14 protein-coding genes are annotated in these 21,571 nt (G+C 53.7%); all 14 read left to right on the top strand.

Annotated features, from left to right (window positions below; genetic code table 11):
• Positions 1–2 precede the first annotated feature (2 nt).
• The 14 genes from FME97_RS02065 to FME97_RS12525 all read left to right on the top strand — a co-directional run bounded on the left by FME97_RS02065 (position 3) and on the right by FME97_RS12525 (position 21,501).
• Complete coding sequence (locus FME97_RS02065; protein WP_046518036.1) at positions 3–1,061, top strand: virulence RhuM family protein; 1,059 nt, start codon at positions 3–5, stop codon at positions 1,059–1,061.
• Positions 1,058–1,645, top strand: coding sequence for a restriction endonuclease subunit S (locus FME97_RS02060; RefSeq protein ID WP_032135130.1), 588 nt, complete (start codon positions 1,058–1,060; stop codon positions 1,643–1,645). The genes FME97_RS02065 and FME97_RS02060 overlap by 4 nt, the downstream gene beginning before the upstream one ends.
• Positions 1,615–2,280: a restriction endonuclease subunit S gene (locus FME97_RS02055; RefSeq protein WP_032135131.1), complete on the top strand. Its 666-nt coding sequence runs from the start codon at positions 1,615–1,617 to the stop codon at positions 2,278–2,280. Before FME97_RS02060 ends, FME97_RS02055 begins: the two co-directional genes overlap by 31 nt.
• Positions 2,255–5,368 (top strand): type I restriction endonuclease subunit R, encoded by a 3,114-nt coding sequence (locus tag FME97_RS02050; protein WP_032135132.1) that lies wholly within the window; start codon positions 2,255–2,257, stop codon positions 5,366–5,368. The genes FME97_RS02055 and FME97_RS02050 overlap by 26 nt, the downstream gene beginning before the upstream one ends.
• A 7-nt stretch (positions 5,369–5,375) precedes the next feature.
• Complete coding sequence (locus tag FME97_RS02045) at positions 5,376–6,239, top strand: AbiJ-NTD4 domain-containing protein (protein ID WP_032135133.1); 864 nt, start codon at positions 5,376–5,378, stop codon at positions 6,237–6,239.
• A gap of 6 nt (positions 6,240–6,245) precedes the next feature.
• Positions 6,246–6,701 carry a hypothetical protein gene (locus tag FME97_RS02040; RefSeq protein ID WP_141427644.1) on the top strand — a complete coding sequence of 152 codons (456 nt, stop codon included), beginning with the start codon at positions 6,246–6,248 and terminating at the stop codon, positions 6,699–6,701.
• Positions 6,694–6,948, top strand: a complete 255-nt coding sequence (locus tag FME97_RS02035) for a hypothetical protein (protein ID WP_141427643.1) — start codon at positions 6,694–6,696, stop codon at positions 6,946–6,948. The genes FME97_RS02040 and FME97_RS02035 overlap by 8 nt, the downstream gene beginning before the upstream one ends.
• A 1,204-nt stretch (positions 6,949–8,152) precedes the next feature.
• Positions 8,153–8,503, top strand: a complete 351-nt coding sequence (locus tag FME97_RS12475; RefSeq protein WP_197408228.1) for a hypothetical protein — start codon at positions 8,153–8,155, stop codon at positions 8,501–8,503.
• A gap of 5 nt (positions 8,504–8,508) precedes the next feature.
• Positions 8,509–9,237: a transposase gene (locus tag FME97_RS12470; protein WP_198418189.1), complete on the top strand. Its 729-nt coding sequence runs from the start codon at positions 8,509–8,511 to the stop codon at positions 9,235–9,237.
• Between the two features lie 379 nt (positions 9,238–9,616).
• On the top strand, positions 9,617–11,068 hold the full coding sequence (locus FME97_RS02025; RefSeq protein WP_141427642.1) for a DUF4099 domain-containing protein: 1,452 nt from the start codon (positions 9,617–9,619) through the stop codon (positions 11,066–11,068).
• A gap of 1 nt (position 11,069) precedes the next feature.
• The gene (locus tag FME97_RS02020) at positions 11,070–11,288 is read left to right on the top strand and encodes a hypothetical protein (protein ID WP_032135134.1); all 219 of its coding nucleotides are present in this window, start codon (positions 11,070–11,072) and stop codon (positions 11,286–11,288) included.
• A gap of 28 nt (positions 11,289–11,316) precedes the next feature.
• Positions 11,317–13,425, top strand: coding sequence for a type IA DNA topoisomerase (locus FME97_RS02015; RefSeq protein WP_032135135.1), 2,109 nt, complete (start codon positions 11,317–11,319; stop codon positions 13,423–13,425).
• Positions 13,426–13,568: 143 nt separating this feature from the next.
• Positions 13,569–14,018: a DUF1896 family protein gene (locus FME97_RS02010; protein WP_032135136.1), complete on the top strand. Its 450-nt coding sequence runs from the start codon at positions 13,569–13,571 to the stop codon at positions 14,016–14,018.
• On the top strand, positions 14,005–21,501 hold the full coding sequence (locus tag FME97_RS12525; protein ID WP_231724819.1) for an N-6 DNA methylase: 7,497 nt from the start codon (positions 14,005–14,007) through the stop codon (positions 21,499–21,501). Before FME97_RS02010 ends, FME97_RS12525 begins: the two co-directional genes overlap by 14 nt.
• Positions 21,502–21,571 lie beyond the last annotated feature (70 nt).

Raw genomic sequence — 21,571 nt, 5'->3', positions numbered from 1 at the left:
GTATGAACAATAAAGAGATAACGATTCGCAGTTCGGCCGCCGAATACCTGATCTTCGTAGCGGCTACGGGCGAAAATCCTTCCCGTGTGGAACTTCGGTATGAGGATGAAAACATTTGGCTGACCCAGCGTATGATGGCGGAGCTGTATGGCGTGGATGTACGCACCATCAACGAACATATCCGGAAGATTTACGCCGACAACGAATTGTCCGAGGCGGCAACTGTCCGGAATTTCCGGATAGTTCAAACCGAAGGCAGCCGTGAGGTCAGCCGCGAAGTGAAACATTATAGTCTCCAGATGATTATCTCCATAGGCTTCAAGGTCAATAACGAGCGTGCCGTACAGTTTCGCAAGTGGGCGAATGCGGTTGTCAAGGACTATACCATACAGGGATGGGTGATGGACGATGAGCGGCTGAAACGGGGCGGTACGGTGCTTACGAAAGACTATTTCGAGAAGCAGTTGGAGCGCATCCGAGAGATTCGTCTGTCGGAACGTCGTTTTTACCAGAAGATTACGGACATTTACGCTACGGCCATCGATTACGATCCGACGGCAAAGGCCACTCAGCGCTTTTTCGCTGCGGTACAGAACAAGATACATTACAGCGTGCATGGGCACACGGCGGCGGAGTTGATCTATCAGCGCGCCGATGCCGACAAGGAGCACATGGGGCTGACGACATGGGAGGGTGCGCCGACGGGCAAGATCCACAAATACGACGTGAAGGTTGCCAAAAACTACCTCACGGAAGAGGAGTTGCAGACGCTTGGCCGCATTGTTTCGGCCTATCTCGATCTGGCGGAGATACAGGCCATGCGCCATATTCCCATGACGATGGAGGACTGGGAGAAACGGCTGAACGGCTTTTTGTCGCTGATGGATCGGGAGGTGCTTGCCAATGCCGGCCGCATCTCGGCAGAGCTGGCCAAAGCCCATGCCGAAAGCGAATGGGAGAAATATCGCATTGTTCAGGATCGTCTCTATACGAGCGATTTCGACCGCTTCGTGCAACTGGAGGAGCGCGCAGCCGACAAGGAGAAAGGAGGTGAGCAATGAGCCATATCGAGGAGATGATTCGGGAGTTATGCCCGAATGGGGTAGAATACAAAAAGCTGAAAAATACAACTACCATAACGAGAGGTGTGCGCGTTGTTAAAAGTCAATTACAATCGATAGGAAGTTATCCTGTTTATCAAAATAGTTTAACTCCTATGGGTTACTATGATAAATACAATTGTTCAGCTAATACAACTTTTATCATAGGAGCTGGTTCTGCTGGAGAAATAGGATATAGTTCTGTTGACTTTTGGGCTGCTGATGATTGCTTTTTCTTTGTGTGTCCAGATAATCTACAAAGCAGGTTTCTTTATTTTGTGTTGCTTAGTCAACAAAACATTATTCGATCTCAAGTTAGAAAAGCCAGTATTCCACGATTGGGGCGAGCGATTATTGAAAACATTGAGATTCCCGTTCCGCCTCTTGCGATTCAGAACGAAATCGTAAATATCCTCGATAAGTTTACGGAGCTGGAGGCGGAGCTGGAGGCGGAACTGGAGGCACGGCGGAAGCAGTATGAATACTATCGCAATAAGTTGTTGAATTTCAGTAAATTCGTGGGGGGGGGTATTCTGAAGGTGTAAAATGGTGTAAATTAAGCGATATAGGCACATTCTATGGAGGTCTCACCGGAAAGAGCAAACGCGATTTTATAGCAGGAAATGCCAAGTTTATCACTTATATGAACGTATACTCCAATATTGCGATAGATGTCAACATGAATGATATGGTTCAGATTGCAGAAGGAGAGAAACAAAATAAAGTCGAGTATGGAGATGTTGTATTTACTGGTTCATCGGAAACACCTGATGATTGCGGGATGTCTTCCGTAATGACTACACGTCCGGATGGGGATTTATATCTCAATAGTTTTTGTTTCGGATTTCGTATGAACGATAGAGCATTGCTATTGCCCGATTTTATGAAATTCTTATTTCGCAGTGAAGAGATACGAAAACAGATAATAAAGACGGCCAGCGGTGTTACTCGTTTCAATGTATCAAAAAAACGGTTTGGGGAGGTTGTCATCCCCATTCCTCCAATGAAAGAGCAGCAACGTATCGTTGCCATTCTCGATAAATTCGAGACATTGGTAAACGATATTTCGGAAGGACTGCCCGTCGAGATTGCCGCCCGTCGGCAGCAATATGAATATTATAGAGATAAACTACTGACATTTAAGCGCAAAGAAGATGCAAAAATACAACCTGGTTGCTGAAAATCCCGAAAGTACGGTCGTCAGTGACTACCGGGCAGAATACCGCACGGAAAAAGAGTACCAGTCGGAGGCCGATCTCGAACGGGCATTTATCAAACTGCTGACCGAACAGGCATACGATTACCTGCCGATTCATACCGAAACGGAGTTGATTGCCAACCTGCGCCGTCAGTTGGAGAAACTCAACCACTATACGTTTACGGATGCCGAGTGGTCGCGTTTCTTTACGGGTTGTCTTGCCAACAAGAACAGTGGAATTGTAGAGAAGACCGCCATCATTCAGGAAGACCATGTGCAATTGCTGACGCGCGACGACGGGACAGTCAAAAATATCTACCTGCTCGACAAGGCCAATATCCACAACAACTCGCTTCAGGTCATCAATCAATACGAAGCAGATAACGGTGCACGCTCCAACCGTTACGATGTTACCATATTGGTGAACGGTCTGCCGTTGGTTCATATCGAGTTGAAACGGCGCGGCGTAGACATCAAGGAGGCTTTCAATCAGATCGACCGCTACCAGCGGGAGAGTTTCTGGGCCGGCAGCGGGCTGTTCGAGTTTGTGCAGCTCTTCGTCATATCGAACGGAACCTATACCAAGTATTACAGCAATACCACACGCCAGAGCCATATCAAGGAGGCTTCGGGCGGTAGCAAATCCAAGAGCAAGCAGACGAGCAACAGTTTCGAGTTTACCTCGTGGTGGGCCGATGCCAACAACCGGCCTATTGCTGACCTTATGGGCTTCGGCCGTACATTCTTCGCCAAACATACGTTGCTCAATCTGCTGACCCGCTACTGCGTCTTCACCTCCGATCGGTTGCTGCTCGTCATGCGTCCTTATCAGGTCGTGGCGACGGAGCGCATTTTGAGTAAAATCGGTATAGCAGACAACTATCGGCTGTACGGCACAGTAGAAGGCGGCGGATACGTCTGGCATACGACGGGCAGCGGCAAGACGCTCACGTCGTTCAAGACGGCGCAGTTGGCGAGCAAACTGCCTTACATCGACAAGGTGTTGTTCGTGGTCGATCGCAAAGACCTCGACTATCAGACCATGCGCGAGTACGACAAGTTCGAGCGCGGAACGGCCAACAGCAATACGAGTACGGCGATTCTGAAACGACAGTTGGAGGATCCGGAGGCGAAAATCATCATCACGACCATTCAGAAACTTTCGGTTTTCATCGGCCGCCATGCAGAGCACTCTGTGTTCCGGCAAAAAATCGTCATCATTTTCGACGAGTGCCACCGTTCGCAGTTCGGCGACATGCACACGGCCTTTACCCGGAAATTCAAACGTTATTTCCTTTTCGGCTTCACCGGAACCCCGATTTTTGCCAAGAACGCCGTAAGCGGCGGCAAGCCGAATCTGCGGACGACCGAGCAGGCGTTCGGCGAGCAGCTGCACACCTATACGATCGTCGATGCCATCAACGACAAGAATGTGCTGCCATTCCGCATCGAGTACGTTCGCACCATCAAGGAGAAAGAGGAGATCGAGAACTCGATGGTATGGGACATCGCCCGCGAGGAGGCTTTGGCGGACAAACGACGTATCGCTAATATCGTCGCCTACATCCTCCGGCATTTCAACCAGAAGACGAAGCGCGCCGCGAAATCGTATGAGTTTCACGTCGTGACCAATATCAGCGAGGTAGCATCGGCAGGTCGTCGCAATAAGGTGGAAGAGGTAAAGCGGCGGACTCGCCTGACGGGTTTCAATTCGATCTTCGCAGTCTCCTCTATCGAAACGGCGAAGATGTATTACGCTGAATTCAAGCGGCAAATGGCGGTGTTGCCGGATGCGCAGCGACTGAAAGTGGCGACCATATACAGTTTCGGCGTGAATGAAGATGCGGACGGCTTCATCATCGACGAGAATCCCGAAGATACGAGCGGGCTGGATCGGAGTTCGCGGGATTTTCTCGAAAGCGCTATCGTGGATTACAATGCGATGTTCGGAACTTCCTACGACACATCGAGCGACAAGTTCCAGAATTACTACAAGGACGTATCGCTCCGGATGAAGAATCGGGAGTTGGATTTGTTGATCGTCGTCAATATGTTCCTGACAGGCTTCGATGCCACGACGCTCAATACGCTGTGGGTCGATAAAAATCTGCGGATGCACGGGCTCTTGCAGGCCTATTCGCGCACGAACCGCATCCTGAACTCCATCAAGACGTTCGGCAACATCGTATGTTTCCGCAACCTCGAAACGGCTACGAACGAAAGCCTCGCCCTGTTCGGAGACAAGGAGGCGGCAGGCATCGTGCTGCTCAAAACCTTCGATGAGTATTACAACGGTTATACACAGAACGACAGGGAGATTCGCGGTTATGCAGAGTTAGTCGAAGAATTACAGGCGAAATACCCCGTCGGAGAACAGATCGTCGGCGAGCAGAACAAAAAGAACTTCGTGCGGTTGTACGGTGCGATTCTGAAACTACGGAATATCCTATCGACATTCGATGACTTTGTCGGACGCGAGATTCTGACTGAACGCGACATACAGGATTACCACGGTGCGTATATCGACTTGTACAACGAGTTCCGCCTACAGAAACACGAGGCGGAGCAAATCAACGAAGATGTGGTCTTCGAGATGGAGCTTATCAAGCAGGTAGAGGTCAATATCGACTATATTCTGTCGTTGATTCGTAAATACCACGAAGAGCATCTACAGGACAAGGAAATTATCGTGTCGATCCGCAAGGCGATCGATTCGAGTGTTGATTTGCGCAACAAAAAGGAGTTGATCGAACGATTCATCGAATTCCTCACGCCCGAATCCGACGTGGACGAAGATTGGCTCGCTTATGTCGAGGAGCAGCGTCGTGCCGAGCTGGATCGGATTATTGCCGACGAAAACCTGAATCATGACGAGGCATACAAATTCATGGACAACGCTTTCCGTGATGGATTCGTGCAAACGACGGGAACGGCTATAACCAAAGTCTTGCCGCCCGTCTCCCGTTTTACGCCCACCGGCGATCGCACGAAGAAACGCGAAGCCGTCATCGAACGACTGACCGCATTCTTCAATCGGTTTTGGGATATAATATCAGAAACAAAAGAATAACAATTGTATGAAACTTTTTTCAGAGAGATACGGTTACACCAAACCTTCGGATGTAATTATTAGAGAAAAAATTACGCCTGAGATACAAAATGCTATTTGCTCTTGCTATGATAAATTAAAAAATAGGCTCTTTTTAGATTCAGGCTTATATTTTGATACAGATCCATATATTGCATTGGAACAGTATTTATGGACTTATTTTTTGAATAATCGAGAGGGCGATTTTCAAGATGGAAGACGTTATTATATCGTTGCAACTGCATTTTTGGAGGATAAAAATAATTCTTGGTATCGAAAATTAGATATAGTCGAATGTACTATTAAATATCTTCAAGATATTGACAAACGATATAATAATTGGAGGACTCCTGTAAACCAAATGTTCATCAAACAACTCAATTTTGAATTTGAGCGTTTGAATTTTGCCTATCGCATTATCGGACAAGAGATTGTTGAGATTACGTCAAAAAGCGAGATTGCTACAATTGAAGATGCAATGGCAAATACTTCTCGCAACATTAAGATACATCTTAATAGGGCATTGGAATTATATGCACAACGCCCTACGGCAGATTATCGTAATTCCATCAAAGAGTCAATCTCGGCTGTAGAAGCTTTTTGTAGAGAAAAGACAGACGAAAACTCTTTGGGAAAAGCATTGAACCACTTGGAAGCCAACGGTATTATTATACCCAAACTCTTAAAGGTTGCTTTTGATAAATTATATGCCTATACGAATCAACCTGATACTGGTATTAGACATGCCTTGATGGACAGTGATGGAGCATATACTCCTGCATCTGAGGAGGCTTTATTTATGCTTGTTTCGTGTAGTGCTTTCTTGAACTATCTTTGCAGGAAAATTAGATAAATGGGCATGGAACTGTTGAATTGGAAATTACTAATAGCGTGTTTCCTCCTTGGAGGATACCTAACTGCCTTTATTATGTTGCTGTTTTTTGAAAATGAACACCTCAAAAAAATCAGTCTATCTAAAACAATAGACTTTACTTTATCATGGCTATCACGATTGTGGTATCCATTCATTTTAATATTTTCTACTACATATGTTTGTTGCAATTATCCTGAATGTTTTAATTTTCAATTCTTTTCTGACTTTCAAGGAGATAATCTAATATTTCTTATTTGTGTATTGTTATGGTTGCTGCCATTATTCGAAAAATTCGAGATATTTAATGCAAATTTCAAATTGAGATGGCAAAACGAAGTATCCAAAAAGGCCGCAGACGAGGCTATTATGACCAATGGAACAAATAATGCAGAACAGTTAGAAAGAATGATGGCAAGAAAGGAGGATAAAGAACATGAATAACAACATTCCAATACAACAAGTAATTGACCAAGGGCTAAAAATAATGCAAAACGGCCAAGTGACAGACGCTATGTATCAAGTTTGGGTTGAATATTCAAAATCAATATTGAACATGACTACAAAAAATCCATCAATATATTCTAATTATTTATCCGTTATATTGGCAGCCTCTAATCCCAATATACAACCCTATCAGCGATTGAGTATGTGTTTACAATACTTAATCAAGATTCAACCAATTATTTAGACATAGTAAGAGCCTATTCTTTGATGCCAAAGGATAGGCCTTGTTTCCTGCCCAATAGAGGACTAACCGTAAAAGCGAATAATCGGTTTAATACGACCTCAAATAAAGTTATGATTTCTCTAATTATTCAATTCTTCAGTACATATCTCATTTGTTGGTAGTGATGTCGAATTCATAGCTGACGGCTGATGGTTGTTCATACTGAACTCTGATGCGATGGTCAAATTACAGTGAAAAGAGATAGTATCAATAAATGAGTACTTATTTATTCTCTCTTTTGGCTGTATGCTGTAGAATGAAATGGATGGCAAAACGACATGAAGATTCAGTTTACTTTAGTCGGTTAGCTCTATTATATAAGCTAAACCGAATAAAATACAGGTAGGCATATCTGCTTTTCTATATGTCTGTGGTTTTTATGAAAATATCTTTGCCTGAAGACCGATGAAAATAGCCTAATATAGAAATCCGACTTTTTTCTCTTGGCTGCAACACCCCGGGATATTCAGCCGTAACTCCATTGGATAAGCAATCGATAGCAACCTCGGATTGCCCCAAAAAGTCCGAGAAACCTAACAAGTGAAAGGAAGGGAAACAACTGCAAGGTGAAAAAATAGAAGAACTGCTCAAACCTTTGGTTTTGTGCCTGCTTTGTTGTTTATTCACACGGGATTGAGATTTAATATTGGAATATTAGCAAATTGACAAACCGCTATTAAAGACTTACTACGATTTGCATAAAGTTGTTCTACGAGTTGTAAAATACAGCATTCAGCGCAGTTACACAGTCGCTAAATCATCACAGACAACTTTCTTAACCTCCACTTAACTCTGTCGTTCAGGCAGGTACATAAAAAATTCTTACCATTATAAAAAGATTATACTTTTTTGGTAAAGGCGGATTCGCATCCACTCGTGGTCGGAAGATTTTTCTTCCGGCCTTTTTTTAGTTTCATGCGTATTTATGGGTGCCACTATGAGGTCGTTTTTTTGTATTATTTTATTGATTATTAGGTGTTTGTATTTTTTTATTATGCGTTTTTTTGATTATCTTTACATTGATAATCAAAAGTTATGGCAAGTTTTAAGGATCACAGAGTACGGGTTAATGATCTATTGGGATTCATTCCAGAAAGCCTACTTTCTCACCTTTCCGCTACGACAACTGTCGATTACTATACTAAAAGTTCTTCACGGCAGAAAGATGTTCTACCTACTGCTGTACGGTATTCTGGAGAACGACCGTTTAAGTCAACGCACACTCGAAGACATTTTTAACGATTCGGTATTCAAAATTCTGTTTGGGTTAGAAACCGATGAAAAAGTTTGTCGCAGTTCCCTTTCGGAGCGGTTATCGAAGATCCCTGCGGATTATTTCCGTCAGATTTACGATTGTGTCTATGATCGATTCTCGGAGTGTTATTCCAGTTCGGAGATGGAACAATACAACCTTATCCGGGTCGATAGTTCGATCGTTTCAGATACATCGGGTAGGATGGTTGAAGGCATCGACAACAAGCGCGGTAAATTGGCAGTAAATATAGTATTGCATTAGATAATATGTTGCCATGCGGTGTAAATTTGTTTGTCGATCCGATTTACGGAAGCGAAGATATTGCCATGCCCAAAGTGGTGTCAGAACACGTTAAGCGGCAACAGGGACATCGTAACATATACGTGTTGGACAGAGGATTGCAATCAACAAGGAATATGGCAGCCTTCAGCAAAGAGTCGATATGCTTCATTGCCAGATCAAAAGAAAACCGAAAATATGTCGAACTGGAGCAAATTCCGTTTACTGACAGCGATTTAGGAGGCTTAGAACTTATCCGTGACAGCAAAGTCTATCTGTACACAGGGCAACCTGTAATGGACAAGCGAGGTAATAAATATTACCGACAGGAGTTAGTTGAAGAACCCTTGAAGCTGATCGTAGCTCGCAGTAAAGACGAATCGGCTACCGAGTATTGGTTCATAACCAATGACTTTGAGCTTAGGCCCAAAGAAATTGCCAATGCTTACCGAAGAAGGTGGGATATTGAAGTCTTCTTTCGTTTTATCAAGCAGGAATTAAACGCAAGTCATCTCATATCGTTGAACAAAAACGGAATAGAGGTAATCTTTTATATGACTTTGATAACCGCTATGTTAGTATTGATCTACAAACGAGCAAACAATGTCGGATATAAAACCGCTAAACGACGGTTTGCTATGGAAATTCGCGATCTGGCTATCGCAATGATAAGCGTACAATGTGGAGGCAATCCGGCCTTATTCTTCAAAACATAAAAAGGCCGGAAGAAAAATCTTCCGACCACGAGTGGATGAGAATCCGCCTTTATTTTTTCAGGCGGGCAATCTTGTTCCGCTTCCTTATGCGGGAGCGTCATTCTTCCTGCACATCCACTACTCATACCGACTGTTCGGGAGCTTGGCAAGGACGAATATCCGGACAATATCCGCGGCGGAAGGTAGTGTCCCGGGGCGGTCGAAACGATAGTCGTTCCGACCGTTCGTCGTTTCCGCATTTTGCCCGCACCGACGCCAACCTCTTCCAACACCTGTTCCAACCGAGACAACGGGGGCGGCCGGTCTGCCCGGGCCGTCCGCAGGCGGGTTAAATTCGTCCCCTGCACCGCTATTGGTGCTAATCTAATATTTCGCAAAGATGGACGAAAAAGTAAAGAACGACGAGAAGAAGGTAATGCTCGTCAGGCAGACCGGAGAAGGTCAGGACGGCAGGCTGAAGGCCGTCGGCAGTATCGACGAAGACGGAAACATCGAGACGCTCGATCCCACTGCGGCGAATGTCGCCAAACTGTTCGACGTGAACACGAACCAGCCTGCTTTGGAGGCGTTTTTCACCAAATTCATGGAGCAGTCGCAAGACCCTGTAAAAACGGGTATCTCGGAGATCTTCATCATGGCCGAAAGCGTGCTGAACAAACTCATCAGAATCGACCTCGATCCGCAGCTGCTCGAAAACTACCGCGTCGATCCGGCCGAAGAGCTCGCAAAGATGGAACCGCAGATCGCGGTTCCCCGTTTCGAGCCTATGGATATTTCGAGAATCGACACGGCGGATATGGAGCGCATGGGTATCCGTATGGGAGACCTCGAACCCCATTTGAAGGCGATGTCCTACGGGCACAAATCGCACGGACTGATCGAAATGCGGCCGGAAATGGAACCCGGCGGCATGCGCGTCACCACCAAAGGGCGCGTATCGCTCGAAGAGCAGGCCGACGGCTCGCTGAAAGTCGTGCCGCACTACTATCGGGAGAAGTGCGACCTCGACGCGCCCTTCCACAACGTGCTGCTCGACGACGAGGCCAAGCGCAACATCGTCGAAACCCGTCATGCGGGCAAGGTGATCGACCTGGAGCTGGAGCCGGGCAGGATGACGCCCTGTTACGTTTCGCGCGACAAGTGGACGAACGAACTCGTTGCGATGCCTGTCTCGGAGTTCGATAAACGCGCATCGATCAAGAATGCCGACCTCTCCGAGGGCGAACAGCTCGACTTCTACTCCGGACGTAAAATTCTGCTGAAAGGCTATACCACCCGTTCCGGCTACAAACGCGATGCTTACATCCAGATCGACGCCTCGGAGAGCAATATCGAGTTCGACCACAGCGGCCTCGACAAAAGGCGCTATCAGGAGCATAACCGAGAGGTATATGCCGCCAAACGTTTCGAGCAGGGCAACCCTTTGCCGGAAGGCCCGCGGGCCATGTTCATTCCCAAGCGGGTGTTCGGGGTGGAACTGCCCCAAGAAGCCTACAATCAATGGCTGGACGCCCTCAATTTCCCCGAAAAGCGCAAAGATGTCAAAGCGACCTATTTGCAGGGATTACAATTCCCCGGAAGCCCGGAACGTGCGGATCGCTGGGTAAAACCCGATTACGAGGCCGGAAAGATCAAATCTTACCGTTGGAACCCGGATTACTCGCGCAAACAGTCCTCCTCGCAGTCACAGGCTCCGGCCCGAACCCCGTCGAACGAGCCGTCCAAGCAGACCGAAGGACAGCCGCAGAAGCGGCAATCCGAACGCGAAGTGCGTCAGGTCGCCCCGCCGAAGCCTCAGCCGAAGAAGTCCAAGAGCGTAGGAGGCCTGTAACATGCTCGCAGTCATCCTGATTATCATAGCGGCCTCGGTATCGCTCTCCGTCGTGACCCTGCTGATTCTCTATTATGTCGGCAAACGCCCCGATGCGGAACGGACGCAGGACGACGACAGCCGGTATTACGACGAGAACGGCAACCACCTCTACTACGACCGCAAGCTGATCGCCCGCCTCGAAAAGGAGCAAGAGCGGGCGGCGCAGCAAAATAAATAGCCACTGAAAACATCCGAAAAACCGAACCATGAAAGTCATCATAGCAGAAAAGCCCTCGGTAGCGCAGCAGATCGCCGCCGTCGTGGGCGCTACCGCCCGTAAGGACGGCTATATCGAAGGGGGCGGCTACGCCGTCACATGGGCCTTCGGCCACCTCGTAGGCCCGGCCATGCCGGAAGCCTACGGCATCGAAGGGTTCAAGAGGGAGAACCTTCCGATCCTTCCCGAAACCTTCGTCCTCGAACCGCGCCGCGTCAAAAGCGGCAAGGAGTACAAGCCCGATCCGGGAGCCGTCAAACAGCTCGCCGTCCTCAAGGAGCTGTTCTCCCGCACCGAGCGAATCGTCGTGGCTACCGACGCCGGGCGCGAAGGCGAGCTGATTTTCCGCTTTATCTATCACTATCTCGACTGCAAGACGCCCTTCGACCGGCTGTGGATCAGCAGCCTCACCGAGCGGGCCATCCGCGAAGGGTTGGCTAACATACGGCCCGGCAGCGAGTACGACGACCTCTACCTCTCGGCCCGTGCCCGCTGTGAGGCGGACTGGATCGTGGGCATCAACGCATCCCAAGCACTCGCCATCGCTGCCGGACGCGGTGCATGGTCGCTGGGCAGGGTGCAGACCCCCACGCTGGCGCTGGTGTGCGGGCGCTATCTGGAAAACACCTCGTTCACGCCGCAGACCTATTTCCGGCTCAAGCTCCACACGGCCAAAGACGCTACGGCCTTCGCCGTTCTCTCGACGCCGAAATACGATACGAAAGCGGCGGCGGACGAAGCCTGTACCGCAGTCCGGGGCAGCGACGGCGTGCAGGTTACGAAGGTCGAACGCCGCAATGTCACCGAGCAACCGCCGCTGCTGTACGACCTGACCGCTCTCCAGAAAGAGGCCAACACGCGGTACGGATTCTCGGCCGAAAAGACGCTCGGCATCGCGCAGGAGCTTTACGAAAAGAAGCTCGTCACCTATCCCCGCACGGGGAGCCGCTACATTCCGCAGGACGTGTTCGACGAAATAGCCTCGCTGCTGGCCTCGCTCTCCGGTCATACGGGTTTCGGCCATCAGGCCGCCGACCTGTCGGGCGGGGAGCTGAACCGCCGCTCGGTGGACGGCAAAAAAGTGACCGACCACCACGCCCTGCTGATCACCGGCCATACGCCTGCGGGACTTGCGGCGGACCATGCCAAAATCTACGATATGATCGCCGGGCGCATGGTCGAGGCGTTCTCGCCCGCGTGTCTGAAAGAGATCACCTCCGTCCGTATGGAGTGCGCGGGCATCCCGTTCGAGGTGCGCGGCACGGTCGTAACGAGTGCCGGATGGCGCAAAGTATGGGGCGAGCCGGAAGAGCGTACGGAGGAAGATGCGGCGGCTCTGCCCGAGCTCGCCGAGGGGGATATGCTCACGGTGCGCGGCTGCGACCTCGTGGAAAAGCAGACGCGCCCACGCCCGCTGCATACCGAAAGCAGCCTGCTCGCGGCAATGGAGACTGCCGGTAAGGAGCAGGAAGACGAGGCTGAGCGCGAGGCCATGAAGGATTCCGGCCTCGGCACTCCGGCCACCCGTGCGGCGGTGATCGAAACACTCTTTTCGCGCGAGTATATCAAACGTGAAAAAAAGTCGCTCGTGCCCACCGAGAAGGGCCTCGCCGTGTACGGCATCGTCAAGGATATGCGGATCGCCGACGCAGCCATGACGGGCGGCTGGGAGCTGGCCCTTGCGAAGATCGCCACCGGGGAGATGAACGCCTTCACCTTTCGTAAGGGTATCGAAGTTTACGCCTCGCAGATCACCTCCGAACTGCTCAAGGCGCAGGTCGGGTCGGTCGCCGGGCGTACAGGCGCTCCGTGTCCCCGCTGCGGGGGCCGGGTGACGTTCTACCCGAAGGCCGCCAAGTGCGAAAATGCGGAGTGCGGCCTGACCGTATTCCGGACGATAGCGAAAAAGGAGCTTACGGACGGCCAGCTGGAAGCCTTGCTCGTCAAGGGACGGACGCCGACGATCGAGGGCTTCGCCAAGAAGGACGGGGGCACGTTCGAGGCCGCCGTAGTCTTCGACGGCGATTACCGCACCGCGTTCGCCTTCGAGCAAGGCGGCAAGACCCGCAAGCCGGGTGCGGCGAAAGTCCGGAAATAATCCTTATCTTTGCCGCTGGACGACTTGTCACAGACGCTTTCGGCGTTCGGCAGGGATGTTCAGTGGCGGCGCTTCGGGTAGGAACCCGGAGCGCCTTTTCTTCCTTCGACCTTTGCGTTTCACACCACAGAACAATCCACATCATGCCGAACGATCATCATAACGCCCCGCAGACGGGGTTATCTTATTACGGCCTTTCGCTGCTCTCTTATCTGCGGGAGAGCCATCCCGACCTGGCGGACGATGCCGACTTCATCCGCACGCGGGCGCAGTCTGCGGCCGAAACATACAGCCGCATCATCCGCAGCGGAGGCTCCCGCATCGAAGCGGCCGAGGAGGCCGACGCCGTACTCTACCGGGGGCTTCATTTTTCGCTATACAGTACGCTCGCAAACGTTATCCGCAGCGAGTTCGCGGAGGACATTCCCGAAGAGGATGCCCGCGAGGCCGCCCTCATCCTCCTGCCGCAGGCCAAAGAGGTCGCCCGAAGCTACGAGCTTACGGACGACTTCGCCGCTACGCCGCAGTACGAGCGGCTCTACACCGAACTTACGGGAACCGTTCAAATCCTGCTCGACAATGGCGTACAATAAGACCGAACACCTGCGCCGCAATATCGAAGCGATCCGCACGGCCTTCGCGCTGGAGAGGGAACAGCGGGCGGCCACGCCCGAAGAGCGGGATGTGCTGCGTGCGTACAGCGGCTTCGGAGCGATCAAGGAGGTATTGGAGCCGCTGCCGCACAAAAAGGAAACGGCGCTCACGCCCCTGATCGAAGAGCTGCACGCCGTGCTGAAAGAGAACACCGGTGGCGAGCGCGAGTACAAACGTTATCTGGACAGCCTCAAAGCTTCGGTGCTGACGGCCTTCTACACACCGGAACCCGTGACGGACGCCATTATGCGGATGCTCTATAATGCGGGCGTCGTTCCGGTGCGTGCACTCGAACCGAGCGCCGGAACGGGGGCTTTCGCGGAGTACCTGCGCCGTTATAACGAAGAGGCCGAGATCACCTGCTTCGAGAAAGACCCGCTTACGGGTTTAATCCTGCGCCACCTGCATCCCGACGATACGGTGCGGGTGCAGGGTCTTGAAACCATAGAACCCGCCTACGAGGGGCACTTCGACCTGATTACGAGCAATATCCCCTTCGGGGACGTTTCGTTGTTCGACCCGGCGTTCTCCTCTTCGCGCGATCCGGTGCGCCGGCAAGGCGCATGGGCGATACACAACTACTTCTTTATGAAGTCGGTCGATCTGGTGCGCGCCGGGGGCCTCATCGCCTTCATCACTTCGCAGGGTATGGCCGATGCGGAGCGCAATCGACCCGTGCGGGAGTGGCTGATGGAGCGGTGCGATCTGGTCGCGGCCGTGCGGCTGCCGAACAACCTCTTTACAGACCATGCCGGAACGGAGGTGGGCAGCGACCTTATCGTCCTGCAAAAGAACTCGGCCGCCCGACCCCTCTCCGAGCGGCAGCGGGACTTTATCGAAACGCGCACGCTCTCGAACGGCATTACGGTAAACAACAGCTTCCGATCGCTCGACCGCGTGGTGCAGACCTCGGCCAAAGTGGGCACGAACCCCTACGGGAAACCGGCGATGGAGTTCACCCACGCCGGAGGCGTGGAAGGCATCGCCCGTGCGCTGGCGGATATGCTCGCGGAGGATATGGAGCGGCATTTCAACCGGGAGCTGTACGAAAGCCATGCCCCGAAGACCGCTCCGCGTCAGTACAGGGAACGGCAGACGGAGACGGTAAGTCCGCGACAGGCGCACGACGACATCGGGCAGGCACGGAATACGGAGCTGTCCGGGCAAACGGCATTACGGCAACACGGGAACCGAGAGATCGCACGGGAAATTCCTGCGACGGAGCGTGACGGCATCGGGCAGGAGCAAAAAGCAGAATTATCCGGCCAGACAGTCCGGCAGCAGACGCGGCAGGCAGCACCGTCCGCGGCGCAGGCTCCGGAAACTACGGCCGGTATATTCGACGACGAGCCGCCGTACCCTCCCGATCTCGATCCGTTCTGGCAGGCCATAGAAGACCATTGGTTTCCGGACGAGGCCGAGGCGAGAATCCGGACGGAAGAGGCCCTCCGCGCCGAAAGGCGGCAGACGGAACCTTCATCCGCGCAAACGACGCTCTTCCCGGACGCTCCGGCTTCGCCGCATCCTTCCCGGCAAACCGCCGGATTCCGGCGGCCGGCAACCTCCGTCCCTCTTCCCGAAACAACTCGCGGCGGCGGCCCGCGCCGAGCCGGAGAGGTATTGCAGGAGGTACTTTCCGACCTGCGGCAGAAAGCGGAACGGTATCAGGCCGGCCGGATGCAGGAACCCGCACCTTTCGATGAGCAGCCGGGGCCGTTCTGGCACCCTACCGAGGAGGAGTGGCGCGACCTTAACCGCTGGATGGAAGAACGGTATGCCGTTACGCAGGCCGCCTCCGACGGCTACCGACTCGACCCCGAAACAGGAGAGATGATCCCCATAGAGGATGCCGAAGCGGAGGAAATACGGGACGAAGCGACCGTGCAGGTCGAGGGTGCCGCCATGCCGAACGAATCCCTGCCCCCTCTGCCTACGCAAGAAGCATGGCAGCCTGCCGGGCAGGATTGGGCGGAGTTCGGCGCGTGGCAGGAGGAGCGGGAGAGGCGGTTTATGGAAGAGTACCCGCCCTCGCCAGAAATGTACGGATACGCCGAACCCGCCGTACAGACGGAAGCGACAGTCGTTCCGAATGAGGATACCGGGGCTGCCGCGACGCCGGATGAACAGCCCGATACGGCAGAATTGCGTGGGGAACCCTCCGTACAGAATGTACGGGCAAACATATCCGAACCTGCGGTTATGGAACCCGCTGCACGGCGGACAGCAGCACACGCCCCTGCCTCGGCGCAAGAGCCGCAGTCCATGCAGGAAGCGGAACGGCCTGCCGGCAGCACGGTACGTCCGGCCGACGACGGGCGGGAAGAGGCGGTTATGGAACCCGTTGCACGGCGGACAGCAGCACACGCCCCTGCCTCGGCGCAAGAGCCGCAGTCCATGCAGGAAGCGGAACGGCCTGCCGGCAGCACGGTACGCCCGGCCGGCGACGGGCGGGAAGAGGCGGTTGCGGAACCCGCTGCAACGGCAGCGCAGGCACGAGCGGCCGGACAACCCTCGCAGGATGGGTTCGCAGGATCGCTGTTCGATGCTTTCGATACGCAGACCGAACCGGAGCCGGTGCTGAACGTACAGCAGGAACCGGTGCTTACGCTCTACGACCTGTTCGGGTTTTCAGCCGAAGAACGCAGTCAGGTGAACCGTCCCAAGAAGCGCGGCCCGAAACCGAAAGCGCAAAAGCAGACGACGGCCCGACCCCGGAAAGAACCCGAAGAGGAACGCTTTATTGAATGGCGCGAGGAGCTGATGATAGCGCGTCAGGAGCGGTTGGAAGCGAAGCAGCGGGCCGCAGCGGCAAACACGGCATTGTCCCCGGCCGAGGCGCTTCGGAAAGCCGCTGCACACTTGGCCGCCGCGACACCGATACAACCCCCGCAGAGCGCACAGGCCCCGAAGGCGGCTAATGTTTCTCGGGAGGAGGAGCGTCCTCTGGACTGGCGGGAGAGGCTGATGCAGAATCGGCCGTATCAAGAGGAACGACAGCCGGCAGAGGTATTGACCGCCGTACCTGCGGAGCGCTCCGCCGTTACGTCCGCAGAAAATCAATCGAGAACGATAACCGTAAACAGGCAGGCTGCGGCGAAGCCTGCGACAGGGCGATCCGGCGTAGCCGGGCAGCCGCAGGCCGCGATCCGAACGGAATACGGAAGGGAGCGGCCGGAACCGTCTCGTAAGGTTCCCGACAGTGCTGCGGACGGCAAATCCGGAGACAGGGCGCAGCTATCGGACGCATTGTCGCCGCAGGCCGATCCGTTCATTGCGACCGGCTCTCCGCATCCGGCGCCGGATGCCGTCGCCGTCACAGGGCCCGCTGCGGACAATCCGGCACCCGCAGGCAGTGCGGTACGGCAGGGCGTCCCGTCCGCGAGCGTTTCCGGAAAGCGAGCCGAAGCCGCTATGCCGCACAATACGGCACACGGCGACGAGGCGGCCGAAGACCCGCTCGCACCCCGGCCTTTCAAGGGAGAACGGCCGGAACATTACCGCGACGGGACGCTCATCGTGGATAAAGAGAACCGTGTAGGATACCTGAGCGACCTGAAAACCCTACGCCCGATGTTCCATCCGCTCGACCTGCCCGAAGAACAGCGGGTGAAAATGTCGCTCTATATCGAGGTGCGGGACACCTATTATCACCTCTACAACGTGGAGGCCGACACACTGGCCCCGCACCCCGCGCTGCGCGTAATGCTGAACAGTCTTTACGACAACTTCGTGGAGCGGTTCGGCCGGCTGAACGAACCGCAGAATATCGACCGGATACGGATGGATCCGGGAGCTGACGAGATACTCTCGCTGGAACGCTACGCCGACGGTATCGTGAACAAGGCCGACATCTTCGACCATCCCGTCGCATTCAATCCGGCGGAGATCGAAAAGACGGACGATGTGCATACGGCACTGGCGGCCAGCATGAACCGTTATGCGGACATCGATATCGAGTATATATCGGAACTTACCGGGGCGAGCGAAGCGGAGGTGCTGGAACAGCTCAAAGGGCGTATCTACTTCAACCCCGACAGCGGGAAATACGAGATCGCCGAACGTGTCATCGCGGGCAACGTCATCGAGAAGGCCGACCGCGTCGAGCGCTTCCTCGACGAGAATCCGGATCACGAGGGCGCACGGGAGACCCTCGCGGCGCTGCGAGAGGCTACGCCCAAGCCCATCGCTTTTGAAGATTTGGACTTCAACTTCGGCGAGCGGTGGATACCTACGGGTATCTACGACAGTTATGCCTCGTGGCTCTTCGAAACGGAGGTCAAGATCGGTTACATTGCCGATCTGGACGAGTTCGGCATTACGGCCAAAGACGAGTACAATATCAAGATACAGAACCAGTATGCCGTTCAGGGAGAGTTCCGCCGTTATACCGGACTGCATCTGATGAAACACGCCCTGCACAACACGATTCCGGACATCACCAAAAAAGCCCGCAAACTGATCGACGGCGAGTGGAAAGAGGTAAAGGTACGCGACGGGGAGAAGATACAGCAGGCCAACATCAAGATCGACGAGATCCGCAGCGGTTTCACGGACTGGCTGTGCGACCAGTCCGCCGACTTCAAGGAGCGTCTGGCCGACATGTATAACCGCAAGTTCAACTGTTTCGTGCGCCCGAAGTACGACGGTTCGCACCTGACCTTTCCCGGCCTCGACCGCAAGGCGCTGGGCATCGAAGACCTCTATCCGAGCCAGAAGGACGCTATTTGGATGGATATTCTGCTGGGCGGCGGTATCGTGGACCACGAGGTCGGCGGCGGCAAGACGCTTATCATGTGCTGCGGAACCTACGAGAAAAAACGCATCGGACTGGTGAACAAACCGATGATTACGGGACTGAAAGCCAATATCCATGAGATCGCCAAGACGTTCTGCACAGCGTATCCGATGGCCCGCGTGCTCTATCCGGGCCGCGAGGATTTCACGCCGAAGAAGCGCGAGCAGATATTCCGGCAGATCAAGAACAACGACTGGGATGCGGTGATCCTCTCGCACGAGCAGTTCGGCATGATCCCGCAGTCGCCAGAAATCCAGCAGGAGATCTTGCGGGCGGAACTCGACAGCGTAGAACAGAACCTTATGCTGCTCAAGGCGCAAGGCAAGAGCGTATCGAAACGTATGCTGACCGGCTACCTCAAGCGCCGGCACAATCTGGAGGCCAAACTGCAAAAGATTCAGTACGCCCTCGACCACCGCAAGGACGATGCGGTGGACTTCCGCCGTATGGGTATCGACCACCTCTGCGTGGACGAGAGCCACAAATTCAAAAATCTGATGTTCAACACGCGGCACGACCGCGTGGCGGGCCTCGGCAACCCCGACGGGAGCCAGCGGGCACTCAACATGCTCTTTGCCCTCAGAACCATACAGGAGCGCACGGGGCGCGATCTGGGGGCGACATTTCTGTCGGGGACGACCATTTCCAACTCCCTCACGGAGTTGTATCTGCTGTTCAAATACCTGCGTCCGAAAGCGCTCGACCGGCAGAACATCCGCACCTTCGACGCATGGGCCGCCGTATTCGCCAAAAAGAGCGTCGATTACGAGTTCTCGGTCACCAACCAGATCGTGCAGAAGGAACGGTTCCGCTATTTCATCAAGGTTCCGGAGCTGGCGGCTTTTTATTCGGAAATTACGGATTTCCGCACGGCCGAGGACATCGGTATCGACCGCCCGCGCAAGAACGAGATACTGCACAACATCCCGCCCACGCCCGACCAGCAGGCGTTTATCGACCAGTTGGTGCATTTCGCCAAGACAGGCGATGCCACCGTGCTGGGACGGGCACCCCTCACGGAAAGCGAGGAGAAAGCCAAAATGCTGATCGCTACGGACTACGCCCGTAAAATGTCGCTCGATATGCGTATGATCGACCCGGAGCTGTACGGCGATCATGTGGACAATAAGGCGAGCCACTGTGCCGCGCAGATCGCGCACTATTACCGCAAGTACGACCAGCACAAGGGCACGCAGTTCGTCTTCTCCGATCTGGGGACATGGAAGCCGGGAGACGAGTGGAACGTGTACGCCGAGATTCGGCGCAAGCTGGTCGAAGACCACGGCATTCCGGCTTCCGAGGTTCGTTTCATACAAGAGGCAGCCGGCAGCGAGGGCAAACGCAAGAAGATGATCGAAGAGATGAACACCGGACGCATCCGCGTATTGTTCGGCTCGACCGATATGCTGGGTACGGGCGTGAACGCCCAGAGGCGGTGCGTGGCAATCCACCACCTCGACAGTCCGTGGCGGCCCAGCGACTTGGAGCAGCGCGAAGGGCGCGGCATCCGCAAAGGCAACGAAGTGGCCAAGCTCTACGCCGACAACACGGTGGATGTTATCATCTACGCCGTCGAAAAGTCGCTCGACGCCTACAAGTTCGGGCTGCTGCACAACAAGCAGCTCTTCATCCGCCAGCTCAAACACAATAATCTGGGAGTGCGTACCATCGACGAGGGCGGTATGGACGAAGGCAGCGGCATGAACTTCTCGGAATATGTGGCCGTGCTGTCGGGCAACACCGACCTGCTGGAAAAGGCGCGCCTCGAAAAGAAGATCGCGGGGCTGGAGAGCGAGCGTCAGGCGTTCATCCGCGGTAAGTCGTCGAGCCGCAGCCAGTTGGAACATACGCTCGGGGAGATCGAAAAACTCGACGACAAGATCGGGCGCATCGAAAAAGACCTCGAAGCCTTCAGAAGCCGTGCGGAACTCAACGAGGACGGTTCGTACCGCAACCGTATCACGCTGGACGGGGTGGAGAGCAACGACCCGCAGTTCATCGGCAAACAACTGAACCATATCGCAAAAACCGTCGATACGGGAAGCGGGGAGAAGCGTATAGGCTCCATCTACGGGTTCGAGATCATCGTCAAGAGCGAAAAGAGCATGAAGGAGGGGTTCGAGTCCATTCGCAACCGCTTTTACGTGCGGGGAGAGGGAGAATACCTCTACCAGTACAACTACGGCAATCTGGCCGGAGACCCGCGCACGGCGGCGCTCAACCCCCTGCACGCGCTGGGCACGATCGAACCGACGCTGGAGAAATTCCGCAAGGAGCGCACCTTGCTGGAAAAGGACGTGCCCCAGCTCCGGCAGATCATCGAGGGTACATGGCGCAAAGAAGCCGACCTCGCGGCTTTGAAAAAAGAGATGGAACGACTCGACCGGCAGATACAACTCGCGCTCAAACCCGTAGGCAGCGACCGTGACGGCGAAGAGGCTGGAGAGCAGCAGGAACAGCGTCAGGAGAAGGACGCGCGACGGGAAGCACCTGCCGCCGATGACCTACAACGGCATATTCCCGCACGCCTGCGGCAGATCGCCGATGCCTCCGGCGGACGTATCGTCATCGGGGGCGTGCCGCCCCGCACGGACGATGATTTTTCATCCAAAAAAATCAAACTATAAACAGGAAAGCCTTGCATTTTATCCTTGCAAGGCTTTCCCGTTTCATCGGTTATCGGGGGCCCGATCAGGC

This window comes from Alistipes dispar (assembly GCF_006542685.1).
Lineage (GTDB): Bacteria > Bacteroidota > Bacteroidia > Bacteroidales > Rikenellaceae > Alistipes > Alistipes dispar.
The sequence above is the reverse complement of the archived record's forward strand: the minus strand, read 5'-3'. Positions and strand labels throughout refer to the sequence as shown.

Bases quoted from the DNA above. Each gene is read 5' to 3' on its own strand.
- FME97_RS02065 (WP_046518036.1), top strand. From the start codon at position 3: ATGAACAATAAAGAGATAACGATTCGCAGTTCGGCCGCCGAATACCTG.
- FME97_RS02060 (WP_032135130.1), top strand. From the start codon at position 1,058: ATGAGCCATATCGAGGAGATGATTCGGGAGTTATGCCCGAATGGGGTA.
- FME97_RS02050 (WP_032135132.1), top strand. From the start codon at position 2,255: ATGCAAAAATACAACCTGGTTGCTGAAAATCCCGAAAGTACGGTCGTC.
- FME97_RS02045 (WP_032135133.1), top strand. From the start codon at position 5,376: ATGAAACTTTTTTCAGAGAGATACGGTTACACCAAACCTTCGGATGTA.
- FME97_RS02040 (WP_141427644.1), top strand. From the start codon at position 6,246: ATGGAACTGTTGAATTGGAAATTACTAATAGCGTGTTTCCTCCTTGGA.
- FME97_RS02035 (WP_141427643.1), top strand. From the start codon at position 6,694: ATGAATAACAACATTCCAATACAACAAGTAATTGACCAAGGGCTAAAA.
- FME97_RS12475 (WP_197408228.1), top strand. From the start codon at position 8,153: ATGTTCTACCTACTGCTGTACGGTATTCTGGAGAACGACCGTTTAAGT.
- FME97_RS12470 (WP_198418189.1), top strand. From the start codon at position 8,509: ATGTTGCCATGCGGTGTAAATTTGTTTGTCGATCCGATTTACGGAAGC.
- FME97_RS02025 (WP_141427642.1), top strand. From the start codon at position 9,617: ATGGACGAAAAAGTAAAGAACGACGAGAAGAAGGTAATGCTCGTCAGG.
- FME97_RS02020 (WP_032135134.1), top strand. From the start codon at position 11,070: ATGCTCGCAGTCATCCTGATTATCATAGCGGCCTCGGTATCGCTCTCC.
- FME97_RS02015 (WP_032135135.1), top strand. From the start codon at position 11,317: ATGAAAGTCATCATAGCAGAAAAGCCCTCGGTAGCGCAGCAGATCGCC.
- FME97_RS02010 (WP_032135136.1), top strand. From the start codon at position 13,569: ATGCCGAACGATCATCATAACGCCCCGCAGACGGGGTTATCTTATTAC.
- FME97_RS12525 (WP_231724819.1), top strand. From the start codon at position 14,005: ATGGCGTACAATAAGACCGAACACCTGCGCCGCAATATCGAAGCGATC.